Source organism: Lactococcus termiticola (assembly GCF_003116835.1).
GTDB classification, from domain to species: domain Bacteria; phylum Bacillota; class Bacilli; order Lactobacillales; family Streptococcaceae; genus Lactococcus; species Lactococcus termiticola.
Genome location: NZ_BFFO01000001.1, coordinates 241,382 through 262,123 on the forward strand (window position 1 = coordinate 241,382; position 20,742 = coordinate 262,123).

The following is a 20,742-nucleotide window of genomic DNA, read 5'->3' on the forward strand; positions in this document are numbered from 1 at the left end:
TATGGCTGGCCCCAATTCTAGCGGAGCCTAGCTTCAAATTAGAGACTTTCAAGTCCCTTAACAATCGCCTGAGTAATCTCATCCAACTCGCCAATCCCGTTCACTTCAAGCACGATGCCACGCTCTGCATAGGCCTTAGTCAAAGGAGCAGTTTCCTTGTCATAGATGGCCAGGCGTTTTTCGATGGCTTCTGGTGTGTCATCGGCACGGCCTTCGATTTCAGCACGTTTGGCGATCCGTTCCATCAGGACGGTGCGGTCAGCAGTCAGATTGATGACCCCTTCGACCTTGCGACCTGATTTGGTCAGGATTTCATCAAGGCGTTCAACCTGGGCAGCATTCCGAGGATAGCCGTCGAGGATAAAGCCTTTAGCAGCATCAGCCTGAGCCAGGCGGTCTTCGACCAAATCGCCTGTGACTGAGTCAGGGACGAGTTCTCCCTTGTCAGTATAAGACTTGGCAAGCTTTCCGAGCTCAGTGTCATTCTTCATGTTTTCACGGAAGATGTCGCCTGTCGAGATATGAGGAATATCATATTTCTTTGCCAAAAGTGCTGCCTGTGTCCCTTTACCTGAACCCTGAGGGCCCATAATCAATAAGTTCATGTTGTCTCCTTAAGATTTTCTTACTTTTACTATTTTACCGTATTTTTTGAGATAAATAAAGGATGAAATAGGGCGGGTATGCTAGAATGGTGCCAAGAAATCGACAGGCTTTGCCAGCAACCACCAAGATGAAAGGAGGCCAGATGACCAGCTATGGCAAGCTCTTCCGCAGAATTCGAGAGCAAAAAAATCTCAGTCTGACTTATTTTGAGAGGCTGGGCATCAATCCTGGCAACCTCTCAAAATTTGAACGGGGCCAGACCATGATGGATTTCAGCCGGGTCGACAGCATGCTCCAAGCCATGGACGTGAGCTTAGCCGAATACGAGCTCATGCTTCATCATTTTACGCCCAATTTTCAAGAACTCTTTTTAGAAGCGGTCGAGCAGGCAAATTTCGCTCAGGATAAGCGACGGCTAAACGCCTTGTACGACGAAGCAAGCCGAGACTTCTATCCCCTGCTTGCTTTGACAGCGAAGGCCTGCTACAGTACCCTAGAAGCAGGAGAAATCAATTTGATTCTCAAACGCTTGGATAACTCCCTGCACTGGGGCTACTTTGAGCTATCGCTGATTTACTTTACGATGGAACAACTCCAGACGAAAGACCTGAAAAGACTATTGAGCGATTTTGACCAGAAACACCAGCACTTTTACAATATCCTAGCCTATCGCAGAAGGCTCCTCCAAGTCGCCTGTCAACTCATCATTTTGCTTTCATGGCGGGAAGAGCAGGCCCTGGCCGGGAAAATCCTTAAAAAGCTTGAAGGGCGTAATCGCAATAGCATTGACTTTTATATTGACACGCTTTGTAAACTCGCTTCAGCCACTTATCGTTGTTGCTTTGAAGCCCCTCAGTATGGAAGGCAGGAAATCCGGGCGACCTTAGACATCATGAACCAGCTCGAGCAAAAAGACTTGCGTGACTTTTATGAGCAAAAATTAGCTCAAATCCTTGGAGAATAGGCTTTCCAGCCCTTGCTTTAACGCAAGGGGTTTTTGTTGATTTGAGGTAGAAGCTTGGTTAACATGGAGGTATTAAGCTTTTGTTTGATTCGAATACCATAAGGAGAAAAACATGTTAGTGAGTTTAGAAAGTATTCATCAAGGCAACCTGCCTGCTGAGCAATGGAAAAAGGATGCTCTGACAGGAATTCAAAAGAGTATAGAGACTCCAGGATTCCCTTGTGTTTATGCCGTTAGTGGCTACAAAAAAGTGCTCACTTCTTTTCATTTTTAAGCTATCCCTATTCTATCGATGAGCTGAAAAACGATATGGCTTCCTATTTGGAAAGTATCCAGGACCCTGAGAAGTCTATTAAAGAGACAGGACTCTCTGGTCTACTCATTCTCTTTGAACCTATTTCATCAAAACTATCATTAAGACAGCGACAGTTTATGACCTGGGAACTCCTTGAAAAGATGAAAATAAAGTTCGAAGGAGAGCACCATATACCGCCCACTTCGGATGATTTTTCCTTTGACTTTTTGGGAGAAACTTGGTTTATTAATTTCAGTAGCGAAGCCTATCAACAGCGGATTTCTCGGAAGATTGATGTTTTTGTAGTCCTAGCTGTCCAAGCTTTCAGCATGTCTGATGCATTTTTTGAGAGTGACAATGAAAAAAAGGCAAAGGCTCAAAGCATGGTACGCTCTCTAGCCCAAAAGTTTGACCATATGCCCGTACATCCTGGCCTCGGGCCCATCATAGGAAAAACAGACAAACCTACTCCAATGAAGCTTTCCTATTACATCGGAGACAAGAACGATGATCCTTCATTTGAACCATGGAAATATCAGAGCTTAGAGGGCTTACCAATCTATATTGATAAAGAACTCCTCACTGACAAAAACATAGAACAGGACCTCGCTTTTCTTCAACAATATAAACAGCTTGAAGTCATAAATATTGAAGATTTGGAGCTCCTTCGTCAGAAACTGATTTTTGTCAGCAGGCAAAAAGTGCTTTATGATAATGTCCATTCTCTCATCCTTTCACCCGAGGGCCATATTCAAAGTCTGGTCGACCTCCTCTACGCCTTTGAAGAGGTCGGCCAATGAATGAAAAGCTCTCCCCAAAATTACTCCTCGCCATCCTCGTCATCGGCATCCAGGGCTTCGTTGACATCTTTTTGGGCACCTCACTAAACGTTGCCTTCCCCCAGATTGTCAAAGCCTTTAACATCAGCCTGAGCGATGTCCAATGGCTGAGCAGTGGCGTGATGATTGTCGCCACCATCAGCACGCTGATTGCCCCCTGGCTGACACAATGCATCACTGTAAAAACCCAGTTTCTCATCATCAGCCTGGTTTCGATTTTGGGTATCTTGCTTGATGCCCTGGCGACAGAATTTAGCCTCGTCCTCATTGGTCGGTTATTCCAAGGCCTCGGTGGTGGGCTTGGGATTACGCTCATGTTTACAGTGATTCTCCAACAGGTCCCGCTCGCCAAGAGGGGAAGAATCATGGGGCTGGGAGGCCTTGTCCTTTCCTTTGCCCCCGCCTTAGGGCCCTCTATTAGTGGCTGGGTCAATGACCAATGGTCCTGGCAGGGGATTTTCTGGTTTGTCCTTCCCCTGCAAGTGCTAGCCTTCCTAGTTGGAATCCTGACCATCCAGCAGGCCAGTGAACTCAGCCGTCCAACCTTAGACCTCATTGGCTGGGGAACACTGACCTTATTTTTCCTTTCCGGGCTTTTTGGTATTCAAAGTCTTATCCTATATGGCCTCAACTTGGAAACACTCATATTTTTAGGCCTATTTGTTCTTTTAGGCTTCTTCTACTTCCGGCATTATAGGCAGACGGATCAACCGATTGTCAGCTTGGCTGTCTTTCGGCAGAAGCTCTTTAGCCTTGGCTTTGCTTCAGCCTTTATCGCCCAGTTGGTCCTCCTCAGCTTTCTTTCTACCACGCCCTTTCTCATTCAGGCTAATGCCGGACAGACCGCCACCTTTGCAGGCCTCGCCCTCCTCCCCGGAGCCATTGCCAACGCCCTCTTATCCTATGTCGGCGGGATCTTATACGACCGGCTCGACCGGCGCCTGCCGATTATCATTGGAACTGTCTTATTCCTCCTCGCTACTACGGCAAACCTCCTCTTCCCCTCTAGTTTGTGGGCGACGATTAGCTCTATCACGCTCTTTCAAATCGGGGCTGGCTTCTGGTTCAGTGCCAATATGACCCGCTCCATCAGCCAGCTCGATGACAGCCTGCATAGCACCGGCTCTGCCCTGTTTAATATTGCCAACAACTACGCTGCAGCGATTGGGACCGCCTTTGCCACCGGCCTGTTGAACAGCTTAAATCCTGCAAGCCTCGATCTCCTTTATCTGATAAGGTTTCTACTAATTGCCACAGTCATCGCCCTAGTCGTTGCCAGCATGAAAAAGCAAGCTATAAAAAGATGATTCCCCTGTCTCAGGAATCATCTTTTTTTATTCTCAGAAAACAAAAAAACAGCCGAAGCTGTTTCTTAATTCTCAATCGGATTATCCATAAAGCCGTCGTACTTCTTCTTCAAGAGGTAGCCTTCGAGCTGTTTGACAGCCTGAATCGCAACCTGAATCAGGATGAGGAGGGAAGTTCCTCCAAGGGCGACGATTTTAGGCAGGCCCCAGAGGTTTTGTGCCGCAATCGGGATGATTGAAATCAGACCGAGGAAGAGGGCACCAACTGTAGCCAGACGCATAATCAAGCCAGAGATCCATTTTTCAGTCCCCTTACCTGGCCGGACATTAGGAATGTAGGCCCCCTGCTTTTGCAGGTTTTCTGCCATCTTCTCAGGATTGACCTGGACGAAGGAATAGAAGAAGGTAAAGAGAATAATCAGCAGGGCGTAGAGCAACATACCGGTCCAAGAAGTGTATGAGAGAGCCTCTTGGAGATGATTCAGCCAGCTGGCTGAGTTGCCGTTGGTCCGCTGCAGGAATTGCACAATCGTGGCAGGAGCCGTTGTGATTGACCCGGCAAAGATGACGGGGATAACACCGGCTGGATTGACACGCAGGGGCAGGTATGAACTCATCGGAGCCCCTTGGGTCAGCTTGGTGTATTGAATCGGCACCTTGCGTTCTGCCTGCTGGAAGAAGGTCGTCACGTAGATGATGACCGCTGCCGCAATAATCAGGGCAATGACGAAGACCCAAGACATAGGAATTTGGTCAGGCCGGACATTGACGAATTTTTCATCATAGACCGACTTGACAGCACTAGGGACACCAGAGATAATCCCGGTGAAGATGATGACAGAAACACCGTTACCAAAGCCTTTTTCATTGATTTGCTCACCCATCCAGGTGACAATCATCGAACCGGTCGTAAGCAAAATCCCAATCATGACATAGGTCTGCCAGTTTGGTGTCGCCACGACATTGGCTGTCGCAATGGCCTGGAAGGTCGCCGTGATCCCGATGGATTGGGCCATGGCCAGCACCAGCGTGATGTATCGGGTCGCTTGATTCAGCTTGCGACGGCCGACTTCACCCTGTTTTGACCACTCGACAAATTTTGGCAGGATGTCCATCTGGAGGAGCTGCACAATGATTGAGGCCGTGATATAAGGCGAGACCCCCATGGCAAAGAGCGAGTAGCTCTGCAGAGCGTTCCCTGAGACCAGGTTGAGCATGTTCAAGAATGGCAACTCACCAATCGTGTTCAGGTTTTCAATATTGACACCTGGGACAGTGATGTGGGCACCAAGCCGAAAGACAAAAATGATAAAAATGGTAAAGGCAATACGGGCCCGGACATCTTTAAGTTTTAAGGCTTCAAATAGGGTTTTGAAAAACATTTATACCTTCCTTAAAAAGCGGATTTATAAATAAAGGGCTGATGATGACCAGCCGCTTTATGCATTATTTGCTTTCTGGTACAACGACGCTACCGCCGTTAGCTTCGATTGCAGCTTTAGCAGCAGCAGAGACTTTAGCGACGTTGACTTTAAGGTTTTTAACAGTCAATTCACCGTTGGCCAAAACTTTAACACCATCTTTGACGTTCTTGATGATTTTTGCGGCAACGAGTGCTTCTGCAGTCACATCTGCACCATCTTCAAGGCGGTTCAAAGTGTCAAGGTTTACAATAGCATATTCCTTGTGGTTTACGTTCAAGAAACCACGTTTAGGCATCCGACGGAAGAGTTCTGTTTGTCCACCTTCAAAACCTGGACGTACGCCACCACCTGAACGGGCTTTTTGACCTTTTTGACCACGGCCAGAAGTTTTACCGTTACCAGATGAAGTACCACGACCCACACGGTTGCGGACTTTACGAGAGCCTTCTGCGGCTTTAAGTTCATGTAATTTCATGTTGATTCTCCTTATGTTGTAGCTGGCTCACGCCTTCTTGACTTGAAAGGAACAGGGCAAGTTGACTCGCTGCTACAATAAATTATATTTTTGTGCATTCGCACTTCTATAGTTTATCAAAAATAAGGTCGATAAGCAAGGGTTATTCATGGAAATGTGGTCCGTTGCGTTCCAGAAATCCGGCAACGACATCGTGGGGCCGGCAGCGTCCATGCCTAAATCTGGAGCCCCTTGGTCTCCAGATTTGCCTTATCCCACGATATTTTGCCAGATTTCTTCCACTCCACTCTCAGCTCCCCACCTAAACCGAAAAACATAGGCACTTACAAGCCATAATAAAGGCGAGCTTTCTACAAAGAAAACTCGCCCCTGGTTAGCTCTTTGCTATGGTCTTACGCATCTCTTTAACCAGATAGCTCACAACTGCTATGCGAATACCTAAGATTAACAAACCTCCAGCAGTTGTTCTCAGTTGGGTCAGCTCGTATACTGCGAAAATCGTGTAGCCGACTACTAAGAACAAACTCGCAAGAATTACTATCATAAGGGGTGTCTTTCCTTCTTTTTCTTTCAATACTTGGATTGAAAAATAGACGATCCCCCAAAAAGGGTACTCTATCAACTTCAATGCGAGTAAAAAGTCGCCAGTAAAGATATACCATCCCCCTGCAACCATAGCCACTGCTGCGAAAATCAGATCTATCACTAAGCTTAGAACAGCTCTTCTTTCCTTCTTATTCATCATAAGACAAGTAAGGTAATCGCTTTGGTCACTGTCCAAGCCAGCCAGTCAGGCATTCCTACTTGCTTGCATGCCCAAAAAATCGCATCTTCTACTGAGCCGGTCGCCTTATCAATTAGATTCAAAAAGCCTTCAAGCCCTACATACTTCTTGATTGTTGATTTCACAAAACCAGGGAGTCGATGATAGATATTCCTAATCGCCTTGACAAGCCAACTGTATTTTCCACGATTCTGACTCTCGCCGTAATGCTCAACCACGGCATTCCCATTTTTATCAAAGGCAATGCCGTTAATCAAGTAAATATCCTTCAAATCAACCTCGGAGGCCAAAACCTCTTCATAAGTCAGCTTTGCTGGTCCCGGCTTATTAAGCTGATAAGAGTTTTGCACACTATTAGCTTGTGCAACTTGACTCACAGGTAAGCCAAGGCTGACAAGCAATGTCCCTACAGCAAGAGAGGCGAGAGCAATTTGTTTTATCTTCATGATTTTTCCTTTCTTCTTTAGTTTTCTTTTGAGCAACTTTGTCTGGCCAGACAGTGAAAGACAGTATTTTTCCTTCCTTCAACTCTAGTTTAACCCACGATTTTCTTCGTCTCCATTTTTGAAACTAAAATGCAGATGAAAAAATATTAAAGTGGCATGAATTTCACTTCCGATGTTTCATTTTGCCGTTTTTCAATGTCAAAACGCTAAGACTATTAATCAATTTCAAAAAACATCGGCTTAAAACCGATGTTTAACAAAATAGAGTCTTCAACAATTTGCGAAGCAATCCGCCAAAGGCGGGAGCGAAGCTCTTACCCCCCCCCCAGGGGATTTTCTAGTAGTGGGATTATCGAAAGCTCCGCTTTCGTATAATCCGCGGAGCGGGAATCCGCAAGTACTATTTCTTAGTGGCTCGACGGCTCCCGCAGGGAGACTAAGAGGCACTTAGAAATAGTCGCAGCTAGTCCCGCGAGCACCCACTACTAGAAACATCCCCAGCCCGAAGGGAGAAAGCCGTCCGCCGGACACAAATAAAAAAAGCCCAGCTTCTTCAAGCTGGACATTTTTATCTTTATGCTTCTTCTACTTTCACCAAGTGTGAAATTGAGTTAGCCATACCGCGGATTGCAGCATTGTCTTCTTTCACAACTGAAGAACCAAGTTTACCAAGACCGAGTGCAACAACAGTTTTACGTTGAGCAGGGATACGGCCGATTGGTGATTTTACAAGTGTAATCTTAATTTGAGCCATTTTTATCTCCTCTCAGTTTAGGCAAGGTCTGAGACTTTGACACCACGAAGGGCAGCAACGTCTTCAGCACGTTTGAGTTGTTTCAAACCATCAACGGTTGCGCGAACAACGTTGATTGCTGTGTTTGAACCAAGTGATTTAGATGTTACGTCAGCAACACCAGCGAGTTCGAGGACGGCACGAACGGCACCACCTGCGGCAACTCCGGCACCTTCTACAGCTGGTTTCAACAAGATCTTACCACCACCGAAGACACCAAGTGCTTCATGGGGAAGAGTTGTACCAACCATAGGTACAGTGATGAGGTTTTTCTTCGCTGCTTCGATAGCTTTACGGATAGCTTCTGGAACTTCTTGAGCTTTACCAGTACCGAAACCAACACGACCATTACGGTCACCTACAACGACAAGGGCTGCAAAGCGGAGACGACGTCCACCTTTAACGACCTTAGTAACACGGTTGATTGCAACTACACGTTCTTCAAATTCGCTTTTTTCTTCGCGACGGTTATTTCTTTTTTCTTCTGCCATTTTTAGTTATCCCCTTTCCTTAGAATTTCAATCCTGCTTCACGAGCGGCTTCAGCGAGTGCTTGAACACGTCCGTGATAGAGATAACCACCACGGTCGAAGATCACTTCTTCAACCTTAGCAGCTTTAGCAGCTGCTGCAATAGCTTCACCAACTGATTTCGCTTGTTCAGTCTTAGTGCCTGAAAGCTTCAAAGAGTTAGCAGATGCAAGTGTAACACCAGCTACGTCATCGATGACTTGTGCGTAGATGTTTGTATTAGAACGGAAAACGTTCAAACGTGGACGTTCTGCAGTTCCTGAGATTTTTCCGCGGACGCGAGTGTGGCGTTTTTGGCGGAGTTTGTTTTTATCAGCTTTAATAATCACAATTTTACCTCTAGTAATTTATTTTTGATAGTTTTTGCCATCAAATCCAGCTGTGAGACTGGGGAAGTAGTTTTTCTTTTTGGGTTAAAAATAAATCGAATAAGTAATCTAAAAGATTATTTACCAGTTTTACCTTCTTTACGACGAACGTATTCACCAACGTAACGGATACCCTTACCTTTATAAGGTTCTGGGCTACGACGGCTACGAACGTAAGCTGCTGTTTGACCAACAACTTCCTTGTTCGCACCAGTAACGTTGATGTGAGTCGCATCAGGAACTTCAAAAGTGATACCTTCTGGAGCTTCGATTTCGTCTGGGTGAGACTTACCTACTGAAAGGACAAGCTTCTTGCCTTGAAGTTGGGCACGGTATCCGACACCAATCATTTCAAGTTCTTTTTTGAAGCCTTCAGCAACACCAACAACCATGTTGTTGACGTTAGCACGGGTAGTACCGTGGATAGTCTTCATTTCTTTAGAGTCGTTAGGACGGCTGAATGTTACTTCAGTACCGTTAACTTCCATTGTGATGTCTGATGAGATTTCACGAGACAATTCGCCCTTAGGGCCTTTTACAGTGACGATAGCACCATCTTGCTCTACAGTAACGCCTGCAGGAAGAGTGATGACTTTGTTACCAATACGTGACATAGTTTAGTTCTTTCCTTTTCTGTTAGATTGTCGTGGCAGTTAGGCTCACGTTTTCACAGTGGGAATCGCTCCTTTTTTGTTTTTAGGGAGCGACCTTGGAAGTCCACTGGACTTCCAAGTCTGTTAGATTATCGGGTCTTTAGCCCGTTTTCACAGTGATTGTGTTGCTTCCCCTGCCTTCATTATTTTTGGGGCAGGGCCCAAAAGTCCACTGGACTTTTGATTACCAGATGTAAGCAAGCACTTCACCACCGATGTTCTTAGAACGGGCAGCCTTGTCAGTCAATACACCTTCAGATGTAGAGATGATAGCTGTACCAAGTCCGTTAAGGACCTTAGGGACATCAGTAGATTTAGCGTAAACACGAAGACCTGGTTTAGAGATACGTTTCAAGTTAGTGATAACTTTTTCGCCGTTCGCTCCGTACTTGAGGAAGACACGGATTACGCCTTGTTTGTTATCTTCAACGTATTCTACGTCAGAGATGTAACCCTCAGCCTTGAGGATTTCAGCGATTTCGCGTTTGATTTTTGATGCAGGTGCTTCAACAACGTCAAATTTACGCATGTTTCCGTTACGGATACGTGTGAGGAAGTCTGCAATTGGGTCAGTCATTACCATGTGGTATTTCTCCTTATTTGTAGTTTGGGCGTTCAATCCCACTTTCAAATTAATGAGGTCTTTTGTATAGAAAAAGACCGAACTTAATTATTCTACCATAAGTTCAGCCTTCATGTCAATAGCTTCGGGTGTTTTATTTTGTCTTTATTTTGAGCGTCACATGATTTCCATATCATCGCCCTCTCTTCTCACGACATACTTCCTTAGAATGGCAACCCCTATGATAAGGATTAGGATGGCTACTGAAATATAGAGCACGCCTTGCAAGGACTCATGATATGTCAGAAGCACTCGTACGAGCGAGGTCACCCCGAGTGAGACCAAAAAGGTCATCGAAACATGGCCCTTGTTTTTGATAGACATGATGATTAAGGTCAAAAATTCAAAGAAGATGAAGAAGGACAGAATGCCTTCTAAAATATCATAATATTGCTCATCATTATTGGGGGAAATACTCAAGCTGATTAAATGATAGCTTTCTCTAAACAGTAAATAGACAATCACCATCCCTATAAAAATGAGCAGTAAAAAAGAGATGTGAGTTAAAAAATTTAAGATTTTCTTTTCAACTTTTTCCAAGAAAGGGTTCATAGGCACTCCTAAAGTTTTTCTTTCATTATATCAAAAAAAACAAGCCCAAAGACCTGTTTTTTTGCTTTATATCAATATTATCTTCAATTAAGCGATCTTGTGACCCATGATTGAAAGTGAGTTGCTTTCATTGATATTTGTACCAAGTGCAGTACCGTTAGCTGCAGCGAGGCCACTGTAAAGGAAGCCACCAGCTGCTCCAGCAAGAGCACCTACTGGAATACCAGCAACAGCACCGATCGCTGAACCAACAGCGTTACCTACTGCACCACCAATAGCAGTCAGCGCAGTAGAAACGATACCAAATTGAGCACCTGCTTCTGCAGTACCGATACCAAAGCCGATACCACCAAGCGGAATAGATTCAAAGAATCCAAGAATACCGTCACCGATTTGTCCAGCTATGGCAAGGCCCCATGAGCCGATTTCAGAACCGATCACACCACCGACGGCTTGAACTGCTCCTGAAACCGTCCCTGCGACTGTACCTGCAACAAGGCCAGCAGCATGCTCAGTGGTCTGAGCAGCTGCTTTGGCATCCGTAGCAAGTGTGCCTGCTGTATTTGCAGCATTCAAGACAGCTTCTGCGGTTCTGGCACCACCAGCAATACCTCCGTAAAGGTTACCGGCAACTGAACCAATCCCTGCTCCAATAGTACCAGGGACACCCATACCAAATCCAGCGATAAATGCTTCAGCCCAGTAAGTACCGATGCCAACGACCGGAACCATACCAATAGCTGTAGTAATTGCTGAAAGTGGCGCAGTGATCAATGTACCGACTGTTTCAGAAACCCCAACAGCACCAGCTGCAGTAGCAACTGTTGAATCTACACCTGCAGTAAGCGCACCACCAATAGCACCAGAGAGGGCACCAGTGATCACGTTAGCAATCGTGTGTTGAGGAGCAGTAGGAGCATCAGATACTTGAGTAGTTGTCTGTGCAGAATTTCCTAATGCTGTTGATGGGATTGTTCCATCTGTTGACGAATTTGTTAAAACAGAGGTTGCAGTTGAATTTGGCGTTGAAGCTGGAGTAGATGCTACAGCTTCAGCAGCTGCTGCACCCGCTTCATTAGCTGATTCAATATCAGAACCATTTGCAATAGCGTTGCTTGTTGCAGTTTGGTTAGCTTCTGCTTCTGCTTGGGCTTCTGCTTGAGCGTTAGCTCCGGCTTCTGCAACGGCAGCAGGCACTGAGCTTGCTTGTGATGGTGTTGCAGATGGCGCTGGCGCTGCAGTATTTACAGTGTTGCTTGCAGTAGCATTAACAGTTGCTGCTTGATCGGCTGCAGCTTCAGTTTGCGCTGCAGCTTGTGCTGTAGCACCAGCTTGTTCTACGGCAGCAGGCACTGAGCTTGCCTTCATTGTGGTCGTTGTTGCTTTTGCTATAGATGCAGATGTGGCTTCAACACTAGTAATGCTAGCATTAATCGCTGCGGCTTGTTCTGACGCGGCTGTTTGACTAGCCTGCGCTTGAGCAGCCTGTGCTGCAGCTTCTACAGCAGCAGGCACAGCGGAATCAGCATGAGCATTAATAGTGGCACCAGCAGTGATAACTGCTGCGGCCGCTACTGCAGCAAAAGTCAACTTACGAAGTGACTTTTGGTTTTCAAATAATGTCATTTGAAATTCCCTCTTTCTATAAAATTAAGTTGTTTGTACATTACAACAATGTAATCTTAGCTTAAATAAGTCAAAATGTCAATGGTAAATGTTAAAGCTTTTTAACTAAATTTTTAGGAGGTAAAATAATGCGAAGCGATTATGAGCATATGGAAATCTTGTAAAGTCACTTCGGTAGTTTTTTCTCATTTTTTTCTCTTCAGCGAGCCTCCTCAAACTGCTGTCAAAGCCTTGGCTAAAGCCTCTTGACCGGATTTTCAAAAAGGAATTCTAAAACAAAAAAATAAGAAGTTTTTAATCAACTCAACAGTCGCCCATCATATGACAAGCGTAAATTTTAAGTCAAAATTAGCTCGCAAAATGCATTTCAAGCAATGGTTTTTAGGAAAACATTTTCCAAAACTTGAGCCTTCCATTGCCCTTACATTACCCATTCTTATTGCCTATATGCCCGTGAAAACAGCTCCCTGACACAAAGACACCCTCCCCCACATTAACCGACTCTTAGAGGTCTTTAAGACAAAGAAAAAATGACCCGTCAGGGTCATTTTTTTACCAAGATGCTTTACGTACGCCTGGCAATTGACCTTTATAAGCCAATTCACGAAGGCAGATACGGCAAAGTTTGAATTTGCGGTAAACTGAATGTGGACGTCCGCAACGTTCGCAACGAGTATAAGCTTGCGTTGAGAATTTTGCAGGGCGTTGGTTTTTAACAACCATAGATTTTTTAGCCATTGTTATTCTCCTTATTTTGCGAACGGCATACCCATTTGGGCAAGCAATTCATGTGATTCTTCGTCAGTATTAGCAGTAGTTACGATAACAATATCCATACCACGTACTTTATCGACATCATCATATGTGATTTCTGGGAAAATCAATTGTTCCTTCACACCAAGTGTGTAGTTACCACGTCCGTCAAAAGCTTTGTTTGACACACCGTGGAAGTCACGGACACGAGGAAGAGAAACTGTTACCAATTTGTCCAAGAATTCATACATGCGTTCGCCACGAAGTGTAACCTTAGCACCGATTGCCATGCCTTCACGAAGACGGAAAGCAGCGACTGATTTCTTAGCCTTAGTGATGAGTGGTTTTTGACCAGAGATCAAAGCCAATTCAGCAACAGCCTTATCAAGGTTTTTAGAGTTGTTTACGGCATCCCCAACACCCATGTTGATAACGATTTTATCTACTTTAGGCACAGCCATGATAGAAGAGTAATTGAACTTTTCTGTCAGAGCAGGTACGACTTCTGTATTGTATTTTTCTTTCAAACGATTCGTCATTTTCATCTCTCCCTTCTATTAGTCTAGGACTTCGCCTGATTTTTTGTTGAAGCGGACTTTTTTACCGTCTACTTCTTTGTAGCCAACGCGACCAGCAACGCCGTTCTTGTCGAGCACTTGTACGTTTGACACGTGGATAGGTGCTTCGATTTCAAGGATGGCACCGTTAGGATTTTCAGCGTTTGGTTTTTGGTGTTTTTTCATGATAGCAACACCTTCAACGATGACTTTATTTGCTTTTGGCAAAGCCTTGAGGACTTTACCAGTCGTGCCACGGTCTTTACCTGTGATCACTTTAACTGTATCACCAGTTTTTACGAACATTTTTATGTTTCCTTTCTTACGCCCTAGGGGCACCCTGGGCAGGCCAGGGGACTATTGAGTGATATAAATTTACGAAGCTACCCTATTATTAGAGAACTTCAGGTGCAAGAGAAACGATCTTCATGTAGCCACCTTCGCGGAGTTCGCGGGCAACTGGGCCGAAGATACGTGTTCCACGAGGTGTCTTGTCATCACGGATGATAACAGCGGCATTTTCGTCGAACTTGATGTAAGAACCATCAGCACGTTTCGCACCTGATTTAGTACGAACGATAACAGCTTTTACAACTTCACCTTTTTTAACAGCTCCACCAGGGGCAGCTGATTTTACAGTAGCTACGATAACGTCACCGATACCAGCAAATTTACGAGTTGAACCACCGAGAACACGGATGGTCAAAATTTCCTTAGCACCAGAGTTATCAGCAACTTTCAAACGAGACTCATTTTGAATCATGCTTTTTTCCTCCTAGTTTAGCTTAGACAATAACAGCTTCTTCAACGATTTCGATCAAACGGAAACGTTTGTCTTTAGACAAAGGACGAGTTTCCATGATACGAACGATATCACCAGTCTTGGCAGTATTGTTTTCGTCGTGAGCTTTATATTTTTTAGAATAATTGATACGTTTACCATAGACAGGGTGGTTACGCTTAGTTTCAACGACAACAGTGATGGTCTTATCCATCTTGTCTGAAACCACACGGCCTTGATAAACTTTACGTTGATTACGTTCCATTTATGATCTCCTGTACTATTATTTGTTCAATTCAGCTTGCACAGTCTTAACACGTGCAATTGTCTTTTTCACTTCATTCAATTTTGCAGTGTTTTCAAGACGTCCAGCTGCTTGTTGGAAACGAAGTTCGAACAATTCTTTTTTCAATTCTGATTCGCGGGTTGAAAGTTCTTCAACTGACAATTTACGCAAATCTTCAAGAAGTGATTTTGTTTCGCTTAATTTCATTAGGCTTCACCTCGCTTCACGAATTTAGTTTTAACAGGAAGTTTGTGAGAAGCAAGACGCAAAGCTTCGCGCGCTACTTCTTCACTGACACCACCGAGTTCAAACATGATTTTACCACGTTTAACCGGTGCTACCCATCCTTCAGGAGCACCTTTCCCTGAACCCATACGCACACCAATGGCTTTGGCTGTGTATGATTTATGAGGGAAGATTTTAATCCAAACTTGACCGTTACGTTTCATGTAACGAGTCATAGCAATACGGGCTGCTTCGATTTGGCGGTTAGTGATCCAGTGAGAGGTCATTGCTTGAAGACCGTATTCACCGAAAGCTACTTCTTTACCACCCTTAGCTTCGCCACGCATTTTACCGCGGAATTCACGACGGTGTTTTACACGTTTTGGTACTAACATGGATTATTTATCTCCTTTCGCTGCTTTTTTAGTAGGAAGGACTTCACCACGGTAGATCCAAACTTTAACGCCGAGTTTACCGTAAGTTGTGTCTGCTTCTTCCCAAGCATAGTCGATATCTGCACGCAATGTGTGAAGTGGAACAGTACCTTCTGAGTAGCCTTCTGCACGGGCGATATCCGCACCGTTCAAACGACCTGATACCTGAGTCTTGATACCTTTAGCTCCAGCACGCATTGTACGTTGGATAGCTTGTTTTTGTGCACGACGGAAGGCGATACGCGCTTCCAATTGTTGTGCAATACCAGCACCTACAAGGTGAGCATCAAGATCAGGACGTTTGATTTCCACGATGTTGATGTGCACTTGTTTGCCAGTCAATTTGTTGAGTTCTGCACGGAGTGCATCAACATTCGCTCCGCTCTTACCGATAACCATACCAGGTTTTGCTGTGTGCAAAGTTACGATAACCTTGTTCACTGCACGTTCAGTTTCGATGAGTGAAACTGAAGCATCAGCAAGCTTTTCAGCGATGACTTTACGAATTGCTAAATCTTCGTGAAGGTAATCCGCATATTCTTTTTCGGCATACCATTTGGCATCCCAATCACGAATAACGCCAACACGCATTCCTAATGGATGTACTTTTTGACCCACGTTTTTACCTCCTTATTCTTTCTCTGCGACTACAACGGTGATGTGTGTAGTGCGTTTGTTGATTGGTGAAGCTGAACCTTTGGCACGTGGACGGAAACGTTTCATCGTTGGTCCTTCGTTAGCGAATGTTTCGCTGACGACCAGGTTAGCTTTTTCAAGACCAAAGTTGTTTTCTGCGTTAGCGATAGCTGAGTTCAAAACTTTCTCAACTTCGCTCGCACCTTTAGTCGGTGTAAATTTCAAGATTGCGATTGCGTCTGCAACGTGCTTTCCACGGATCAAGTCCAAGACAAGACGAGTCTTACGAGGAGAGACGCGCACTGTTCTTGCAGTTGCTTTAGCTGAAGTAATTTCTGCCATTGTTTTCTCCTTCTATTAACGTCTAGTTTTCTTGTCGTCAGCGGCGTGACCACGGTAAGTACGAGTTGGTGCAAATTCACCAAGCTTGTGTCCAACCATATCTTCTTGAACATAAACTGGGACGTGTTTGCGACCATCGTAAACAGCAATTGTAAGTCCTACAAAGCTAGGGTAGATTGTAGAACGGCGTGACCAAGTCTTGATCACTTGTTTCTTTTCGGCTGCATTTTGCGCTTCGACTTTTTTCATCAAATGCTCATCAGCGAAAGGTCCTTTTTTAAGACTACGACTCATGAATGAGTTTCTCCTTTAAATTGATTTACCACACTGACTGCTAAGGTCAGGCTGGCGGATTTTCGCACAGTTCTTAGAATGTGCTCGATAGAATCGACAAGACTTTGTGAACTCTATCGGGCACACTCCAAAGAGTGTGTTCCAATAAATATTACTTGTCGTTGATACGACGAACGATAAGTTTGCTTGATTTGGCGTTCTTGTTGCGTGTCTTGAGACCAAGGGCTGGTTTACCCCAAGGTGTCATAGGTGACTTGCGACCAACAGGTTGTTTACCTTCACCACCACCGTGTGGGTGATCGTTAGGGTTCATTACAGAACCACGAACTGTTGGACGGATACCACGCCAACGTGTACGTCCAGCCTTACCGTAGTTGATCAATGAGTGTTGTTCATTTCCGACTTCACCAACGGTTGCACGGCAAGTTGAGAGGATCATACGCACTTCACCTGATTGGAGACGGATGAGTGTGTATTTACCTTCAAAACCAAGGACTTGGGCTGAAGCACCAGCTGAACGGACCAATTGTCCGCCGTGACCTGGCTTCAACTCGATGTTGTGGATCAAAGTACCGACTGGGATGTTTGCAAGTGGCAAAGCATTTCCGACCTTGATATCTGATTCTGGACCAGATACAACTGTCATGCCAACTTCCATACCCTTAGCAGCCAAGATGTATGATTTCACACCGTTTTCGTATACGAGCAAAGCGATGTTTGCTGAACGGTTTGGATCGTACTCGATAGTAGCTACGCGAGCTGGTACGTTGTCAGTTGTACGTTTGAAGTCAACCAGACGGTATTTTTTCTTGTGTCCGCCACCTTGGTGACGTACTGTGATGCGGCCGAGGTTGTTACGGCCGGCTTTGCTGTTCATTGATACAAGCAAGCTCTTTTCAGGAGTACTTGTAGTAATTTCTGCAAAGTCGCTACCGGTCATGTTACGACGACCGTTAGTGGTAGGTTTGTAAACTCGAATTCCCACGATTTTCCTCCTTTATTATTCTGCGTCTTCGCCGAAGATGTCGATGTTTTTAGAATCGGCAGTCAGCGTAACGATAGCTTTTTTGTAACCTGGTTTGAAACCAGTGTAACGACCAACACGTTTTGCCTTAGGCTTAACAGTAGTGGTGTTAACAGAAGCAACTTTAACGTCGAAGACAGCTTCTACAGCTTGCTTGATGAGCAATTTGTGAGCACGTGAGTCGACTTCGAAAGTGTACTTCTTTTCATCCATGGCAGCCATAGAAGCTTCCGTGATGATAGGCTTTTTAACAATATCGTAGAGTGATGACATTATGCAAGTACCTCCTCGATTTGAGACAGAGCTGCTTGAGTTGCAAGCACTTTGTCAGTTGAAACGATGTCAAGGACGCTTGCTGAGTTAGCAGTTGTCACTTTAACGTTTGGCAAGTTACGTGCAGAGAGTTCTGCAAATTCGTTACCTTCGTTTGGAAGAACCACAAGAACTTTACGTTCGATTGAAAGTGCTTCAAGAACTTTAGCAAATTCAGCAGTTTTTGGTGCTGAGAATGTCAATTCATCAACGGCAACCAATTTTTCTTCAGCAACCTTAGCTGAGTAAACTGATTTAAGGGCCAATTGACGCACTTTTTGTGGCAATTTGTAAGCGTAGCTACGTGGGTTAGGTCCGAAGACAGTACCACCACCACGGAATTGTGGTGAGCGGATTGAACCTTGACGTGCACGACCAGTTCCCTTTTGACGCCATGGTTTTTTACCACCACCGCGAACGAGTGAACGGTTCTTGTGAGCGTGTGTGCCTTGACGCAAGCTCGCACGTTGTGACAGGATCACATCGAAGACAACAGATTCGTTTGGTTCGATACCAAAGACTGCATCGTTCAAAGTGATGTCGCCGGCTGATTTGCCGTCTTGTTTAAATAATGATACTTTAGCCATTATATTTCTCTATCTCCTTTCCTTCTTATTTAGATTTTACTGCTGACTTCAAGATAATCAGAGATTTCTTAGCGCCAGGGACGTTACCTTTAACAAGGATAACGTTTTGTTCTGGCAATACTTGTGCGATAGTCAGATTTTGCATTGTAACGCGACGTCCGCCCATGCGACCTGCAAGCTTCTTACCTTTTGGTACACGGTTAGCTGCAACAGGACCCATAGAACCTGGACGACGGTGGTAACGAGAACCGTGAGCCATCGGACCACGTGATTGACCGTGGCGTTTGATAGGCCCTTGGAAACCTTTACCTTTAGAAGTTCCGGTAACGTCAACGACATCTCCAGCTTCGAAAGTATCAACTTTAATTTCTGATCCAACTTCTAAGCCTTCGATTCCTTTGAATTCACGAATGAAGCGCTTAGGAGCTGTGTTTGCTTTAGCAACATGGCCTTTAGCAGGTTTGTTAGACAAAATTTCACGTTTGTCATCGAAGCCAACTTGTACTGCTTCGTATCCGTCACTTTCAACAGTCTTAACTTGAAGCACTACGTTTGGAGTAGCCTCGATCACAGTAACGGGGATCAATTCACCGTTTTCTGTGAAAATTTGAGTCATTCCCACTTTTTTCCCTAAGATTCCTTTTGACATGAGAATTACCTTTCTTATAATTTGATTTCGATGTTGACACCACTTGGAAGATCAAGTTTCATCAATGAATCAACTGTTTTTTGAGTTGGTTCGATGATGTCGATCAAACGTTTGTGGGTGCGCATTTCAAACTGTTCACGGCTATCTTTGTATTTGTGCGTTGCACGAATAACTGTGTAGACGCTACGGTCTGTTGGAAGTGGAATTGGTCCACTTACTTCTGCATTTGTACGCTTAGCTGTTTCAACGATCTTTTCAGCAGCTGCATCAAGGATACGGTGTTCGTAAGCTTTCAAGCGAATGCGAATTTTCTTAGTTGCCATTTTTTCTCCTCGTCTATTTTTTAATAGGCTAGCTCAGTGGGAAAACCGACACAAGGTATGGCAATACCTTCGGGTGTGTCGCAACCTCTCACGTCATCGCTACATACTGTTTTTCACAGCACCTATCTATTCTAACAAAGGCCAAGGGCAATGTCAAGGGGATGGCCTGAGTTTTTTTCTTTTATTTTGGAATTGTTCTGGGCTGGCCCTTCCGCAGGGCTAAAGCCGTCTAGCTGAGGTGGGCCGCGAGCAGCCTGCTTCGCAGTCTCATCGCTAAATTGTGAGCCCTCCGGTCTCCCAATTTGCCTTATACACCACAGCCAGACGGCTTTAGCCCTGCCTGCTCCACTGTCCGATAAACAATCACGCCCGTCCCTTGTCTTTATCATGATATAATAGAAGCATGCCAAAAATTACGGAAATTAAAAAGCTGAAGCGACTTTATAAAGTGACCTTCTCGGATAGCATTGAGGTCGAAGGGGATTTTTCAGATAAGATTTATCTCTCTGAGGATAGCATTGTCCACTTTTTCTTGTCGGTGGACAGGAGCTTCACTGAGGATGAGGTCGAGGAATGGTTGAGCTTTGACCAGTTTGCCCGGGGGAAGGCTTTGGCCCTTTATCATTTGGGTTTTAAGGCGAGGACGGCTCACGAAGTGCGCAAGTACTTGATTGAGCATGAGATTTTGGCCGACTATGCCGACCGGGTGCTGGATCATCTTCAGGAGATTAAAGTCTTAGATGATGAGAATTTTGCTGAGAATTTCATTCAGGGCAAAATCAACATGGCCAGCTCTGGGCCCTATCAGATTAAGCAGAAACTCATGCAGAAGGGTATTGCTTCTTCTACTATAGATAAGGCACTTGAAAACAGCTTTTCTGAAGAAGAGCAGATTGATGTCGCCTACAAGCTTGCTGAAAAGTATGCCCGCTCTAAGGGAAGCAAGTATCCGCTCAAGCAACTTGAAAATAAGATTGTCGAACATCTGATGGGCAAGGGTTTTAATTATAGTGTCGCCAAGATTGCCCTGGAAAGCCTCGAGCTTGAGGCAGACGAAGAGGAGGAGGCAGACCTCCTTTACCGGGAATTGGATAAGGTAGCCCGACGAATTAGTCGGAACTATGAGGGCTATGAGCTCAAACAGCGGATTACTCAAGCCTTGGCCCGCAAGGGCTTCAGCTTTGATGACATCTCTCGGGCCTTACGGGATTATGATTTTGACGCATAAGAAAAAGCTTCCTTCTTAGAGGGAAGCT

31 protein-coding genes and 1 pseudogene are annotated in these 20,742 nt (G+C 45.0%); 5 read left to right on the forward strand and 27 right to left on the reverse strand.

The features are described from left to right. Positions 1-38: 38 nt before the first annotated feature. Positions 39-605 carry an adenylate kinase gene (locus tag NtB2_RS01190; protein WP_109245108.1) on the reverse strand — a complete coding sequence of 189 codons (567 nt, stop codon included), beginning with the start codon at positions 603-605 and terminating at the stop codon, positions 39-41. 143 nt (positions 606-748) lie between these two features. Here NtB2_RS01190 and NtB2_RS01195 point away from each other — a divergent pair, with 143 nt between their 5' ends. From NtB2_RS01195 to NtB2_RS01205, 4 genes and pseudogenes are all read left to right on the forward strand, one after another. Further along, the gene (locus NtB2_RS01195) at positions 749-1,570 is read left to right on the forward strand and encodes an Rgg/GadR/MutR family transcriptional regulator (protein WP_165814929.1); all 822 of its coding nucleotides are present in this window, start codon (positions 749-751) and stop codon (positions 1,568-1,570) included. Positions 1,571-1,682: 112 nt separating this feature from the next. Further along, positions 1,683-1,844 (forward strand): hypothetical protein, encoded by a 162-nt coding sequence (locus tag NtB2_RS08570; protein WP_165814930.1) that lies wholly within the window; start codon positions 1,683-1,685, stop codon positions 1,842-1,844. Positions 1,845-1,855: 11 nt separating this feature from the next. Then, positions 1,856-2,665 (forward strand): annotated as a pseudogene (locus NtB2_RS01200) (YqcI/YcgG family protein); the annotation flags it as partial. Beyond that, complete coding sequence (locus NtB2_RS01205) at positions 2,662-4,011, forward strand: MFS transporter (RefSeq protein WP_109245111.1); 1,350 nt, start codon at positions 2,662-2,664, stop codon at positions 4,009-4,011. The pseudogene NtB2_RS01200 and the gene NtB2_RS01205, both read left to right, overlap by 4 nt. Positions 4,012-4,076: 65 nt before the next feature. Here NtB2_RS01205 and secY read toward each other — a convergent pair whose 3' ends face one another. From secY to rpsJ, 26 genes are all read right to left on the reverse strand, one after another. Then, positions 4,077-5,393 (reverse strand): preprotein translocase subunit SecY, encoded by a 1,317-nt coding sequence (secY, locus tag NtB2_RS01210; protein ID WP_109245112.1) that lies wholly within the window; start codon positions 5,391-5,393, stop codon positions 4,077-4,079. Between the two features lie 64 nt (positions 5,394-5,457). Then, positions 5,458-5,910 (reverse strand): 50S ribosomal protein L15, encoded by a 453-nt coding sequence (rplO, locus tag NtB2_RS01215; protein ID WP_109245113.1) that lies wholly within the window; start codon positions 5,908-5,910, stop codon positions 5,458-5,460. A gap of 373 nt (positions 5,911-6,283) precedes the next feature. Then, entirely contained in the window at positions 6,284-6,655 is a 372-nt protein-coding gene (locus NtB2_RS01220; protein WP_109245114.1) for a hypothetical protein, read from the reverse strand. Further along, on the reverse strand, positions 6,652-7,140 hold the full coding sequence (locus NtB2_RS01225; RefSeq protein ID WP_109245115.1) for a hypothetical protein: 489 nt from the start codon (positions 7,138-7,140) through the stop codon (positions 6,652-6,654). Before NtB2_RS01225 ends, NtB2_RS01220 begins: the two co-directional genes overlap by 4 nt. A 574-nt stretch (positions 7,141-7,714) precedes the next feature. Then, the gene (gene rpmD, locus NtB2_RS01230; RefSeq protein WP_109245116.1) at positions 7,715-7,894 is read right to left on the reverse strand and encodes a 50S ribosomal protein L30; all 180 of its coding nucleotides are present in this window, start codon (positions 7,892-7,894) and stop codon (positions 7,715-7,717) included. A 17-nt stretch (positions 7,895-7,911) separates the two neighbouring features. Then, positions 7,912-8,424 carry a 30S ribosomal protein S5 gene (gene rpsE / locus NtB2_RS01235; protein WP_109245117.1) on the reverse strand — a complete coding sequence of 171 codons (513 nt, stop codon included), beginning with the start codon at positions 8,422-8,424 and terminating at the stop codon, positions 7,912-7,914. Between the two features lie 19 nt (positions 8,425-8,443). Continuing rightward, positions 8,444-8,791, reverse strand: a complete 348-nt coding sequence (rplR, locus tag NtB2_RS01240; protein WP_109245118.1) for a 50S ribosomal protein L18 — start codon at positions 8,789-8,791, stop codon at positions 8,444-8,446. Positions 8,792-8,907: 116 nt separating this feature from the next. After that, positions 8,908-9,444 carry a 50S ribosomal protein L6 gene (gene rplF / locus NtB2_RS01245; RefSeq protein WP_109245119.1) on the reverse strand — a complete coding sequence of 179 codons (537 nt, stop codon included), beginning with the start codon at positions 9,442-9,444 and terminating at the stop codon, positions 8,908-8,910. Between the two features lie 223 nt (positions 9,445-9,667). After that, positions 9,668-10,066, reverse strand: coding sequence for a 30S ribosomal protein S8 (rpsH, locus tag NtB2_RS01250; protein WP_109245120.1), 399 nt, complete (start codon positions 10,064-10,066; stop codon positions 9,668-9,670). A gap of 156 nt (positions 10,067-10,222) precedes the next feature. Beyond that, positions 10,223-10,657: a phosphate-starvation-inducible protein PsiE gene (gene psiE / locus NtB2_RS01255; protein WP_109245121.1), complete on the reverse strand. Its 435-nt coding sequence runs from the start codon at positions 10,655-10,657 to the stop codon at positions 10,223-10,225. An 87-nt stretch (positions 10,658-10,744) separates the two neighbouring features. Then, positions 10,745-12,283: a hypothetical protein gene (locus tag NtB2_RS01260; protein WP_109245122.1), complete on the reverse strand. Its 1,539-nt coding sequence runs from the start codon at positions 12,281-12,283 to the stop codon at positions 10,745-10,747. 552 nt (positions 12,284-12,835) lie between these two features. After that, the gene (locus tag NtB2_RS01265; RefSeq protein WP_109245123.1) at positions 12,836-13,021 is read right to left on the reverse strand and encodes a type Z 30S ribosomal protein S14; all 186 of its coding nucleotides are present in this window, start codon (positions 13,019-13,021) and stop codon (positions 12,836-12,838) included. 11 nt (positions 13,022-13,032) lie between these two features. Continuing rightward, a complete protein-coding gene (gene rplE, locus NtB2_RS01270) occupies positions 13,033-13,575 on the reverse strand; it encodes a 50S ribosomal protein L5 (protein WP_109245163.1) in 543 nt (180 codons plus the stop codon). 18 nt (positions 13,576-13,593) lie between these two features. Continuing rightward, positions 13,594-13,899, reverse strand: coding sequence for a 50S ribosomal protein L24 (gene rplX / locus NtB2_RS01275; protein WP_109245124.1), 306 nt, complete (start codon positions 13,897-13,899; stop codon positions 13,594-13,596). 88 nt (positions 13,900-13,987) lie between these two features. Next, on the reverse strand, positions 13,988-14,356 hold the full coding sequence (gene rplN / locus NtB2_RS01280; protein WP_109245125.1) for a 50S ribosomal protein L14: 369 nt from the start codon (positions 14,354-14,356) through the stop codon (positions 13,988-13,990). Between the two features lie 22 nt (positions 14,357-14,378). Continuing rightward, positions 14,379-14,639 (reverse strand): 30S ribosomal protein S17, encoded by a 261-nt coding sequence (gene rpsQ, locus NtB2_RS01285; RefSeq protein ID WP_109245126.1) that lies wholly within the window; start codon positions 14,637-14,639, stop codon positions 14,379-14,381. Between the two features lie 18 nt (positions 14,640-14,657). Next, positions 14,658-14,867: a 50S ribosomal protein L29 gene (gene rpmC / locus NtB2_RS01290; protein WP_109245127.1), complete on the reverse strand. Its 210-nt coding sequence runs from the start codon at positions 14,865-14,867 to the stop codon at positions 14,658-14,660. Beyond that, positions 14,867-15,280: a 50S ribosomal protein L16 gene (rplP, locus tag NtB2_RS01295; protein ID WP_109245128.1), complete on the reverse strand. Its 414-nt coding sequence runs from the start codon at positions 15,278-15,280 to the stop codon at positions 14,867-14,869. Before rplP ends, rpmC begins: the two co-directional genes overlap by 1 nt. A 3-nt stretch (positions 15,281-15,283) precedes the next feature. Further along, positions 15,284-15,937, reverse strand: coding sequence for a 30S ribosomal protein S3 (gene rpsC, locus NtB2_RS01300; protein ID WP_109245129.1), 654 nt, complete (start codon positions 15,935-15,937; stop codon positions 15,284-15,286). Between the two features lie 12 nt (positions 15,938-15,949). After that, on the reverse strand, positions 15,950-16,297 hold the full coding sequence (gene rplV / locus NtB2_RS01305) for a 50S ribosomal protein L22 (protein ID WP_109245130.1): 348 nt from the start codon (positions 16,295-16,297) through the stop codon (positions 15,950-15,952). A gap of 15 nt (positions 16,298-16,312) precedes the next feature. Next, positions 16,313-16,591 carry a 30S ribosomal protein S19 gene (gene rpsS, locus NtB2_RS01310; RefSeq protein ID WP_109245131.1) on the reverse strand — a complete coding sequence of 93 codons (279 nt, stop codon included), beginning with the start codon at positions 16,589-16,591 and terminating at the stop codon, positions 16,313-16,315. 151 nt (positions 16,592-16,742) lie between these two features. Further along, positions 16,743-17,576, reverse strand: coding sequence for a 50S ribosomal protein L2 (rplB, locus tag NtB2_RS01315; RefSeq protein ID WP_109245132.1), 834 nt, complete (start codon positions 17,574-17,576; stop codon positions 16,743-16,745). Positions 17,577-17,591: 15 nt separating this feature from the next. Further along, complete coding sequence (locus NtB2_RS01320) at positions 17,592-17,888, reverse strand: 50S ribosomal protein L23 (protein ID WP_109245133.1); 297 nt, start codon at positions 17,886-17,888, stop codon at positions 17,592-17,594. Next, a complete protein-coding gene (gene rplD / locus NtB2_RS01325; protein WP_109245134.1) occupies positions 17,888-18,514 on the reverse strand; it encodes a 50S ribosomal protein L4 in 627 nt (208 codons plus the stop codon). Before rplD ends, NtB2_RS01320 begins: the two co-directional genes overlap by 1 nt. Before the next feature lie 25 nt (positions 18,515-18,539). After that, the gene (gene rplC, locus NtB2_RS01330; RefSeq protein ID WP_109245135.1) at positions 18,540-19,163 is read right to left on the reverse strand and encodes a 50S ribosomal protein L3; all 624 of its coding nucleotides are present in this window, start codon (positions 19,161-19,163) and stop codon (positions 18,540-18,542) included. A 14-nt stretch (positions 19,164-19,177) separates the two neighbouring features. Beyond that, positions 19,178-19,486, reverse strand: a complete 309-nt coding sequence (rpsJ, locus tag NtB2_RS01335; protein WP_003129973.1) for a 30S ribosomal protein S10 — start codon at positions 19,484-19,486, stop codon at positions 19,178-19,180. A 403-nt stretch (positions 19,487-19,889) separates the two neighbouring features. On the opposite strand from rpsJ, the gene recX reads away from it, so the two are divergent. Beyond that, on the forward strand, positions 19,890-20,714 hold the full coding sequence (gene recX, locus NtB2_RS01345; protein WP_109245137.1) for a recombination regulator RecX: 825 nt from the start codon (positions 19,890-19,892) through the stop codon (positions 20,712-20,714). Positions 20,715-20,742 lie beyond the last annotated feature (28 nt).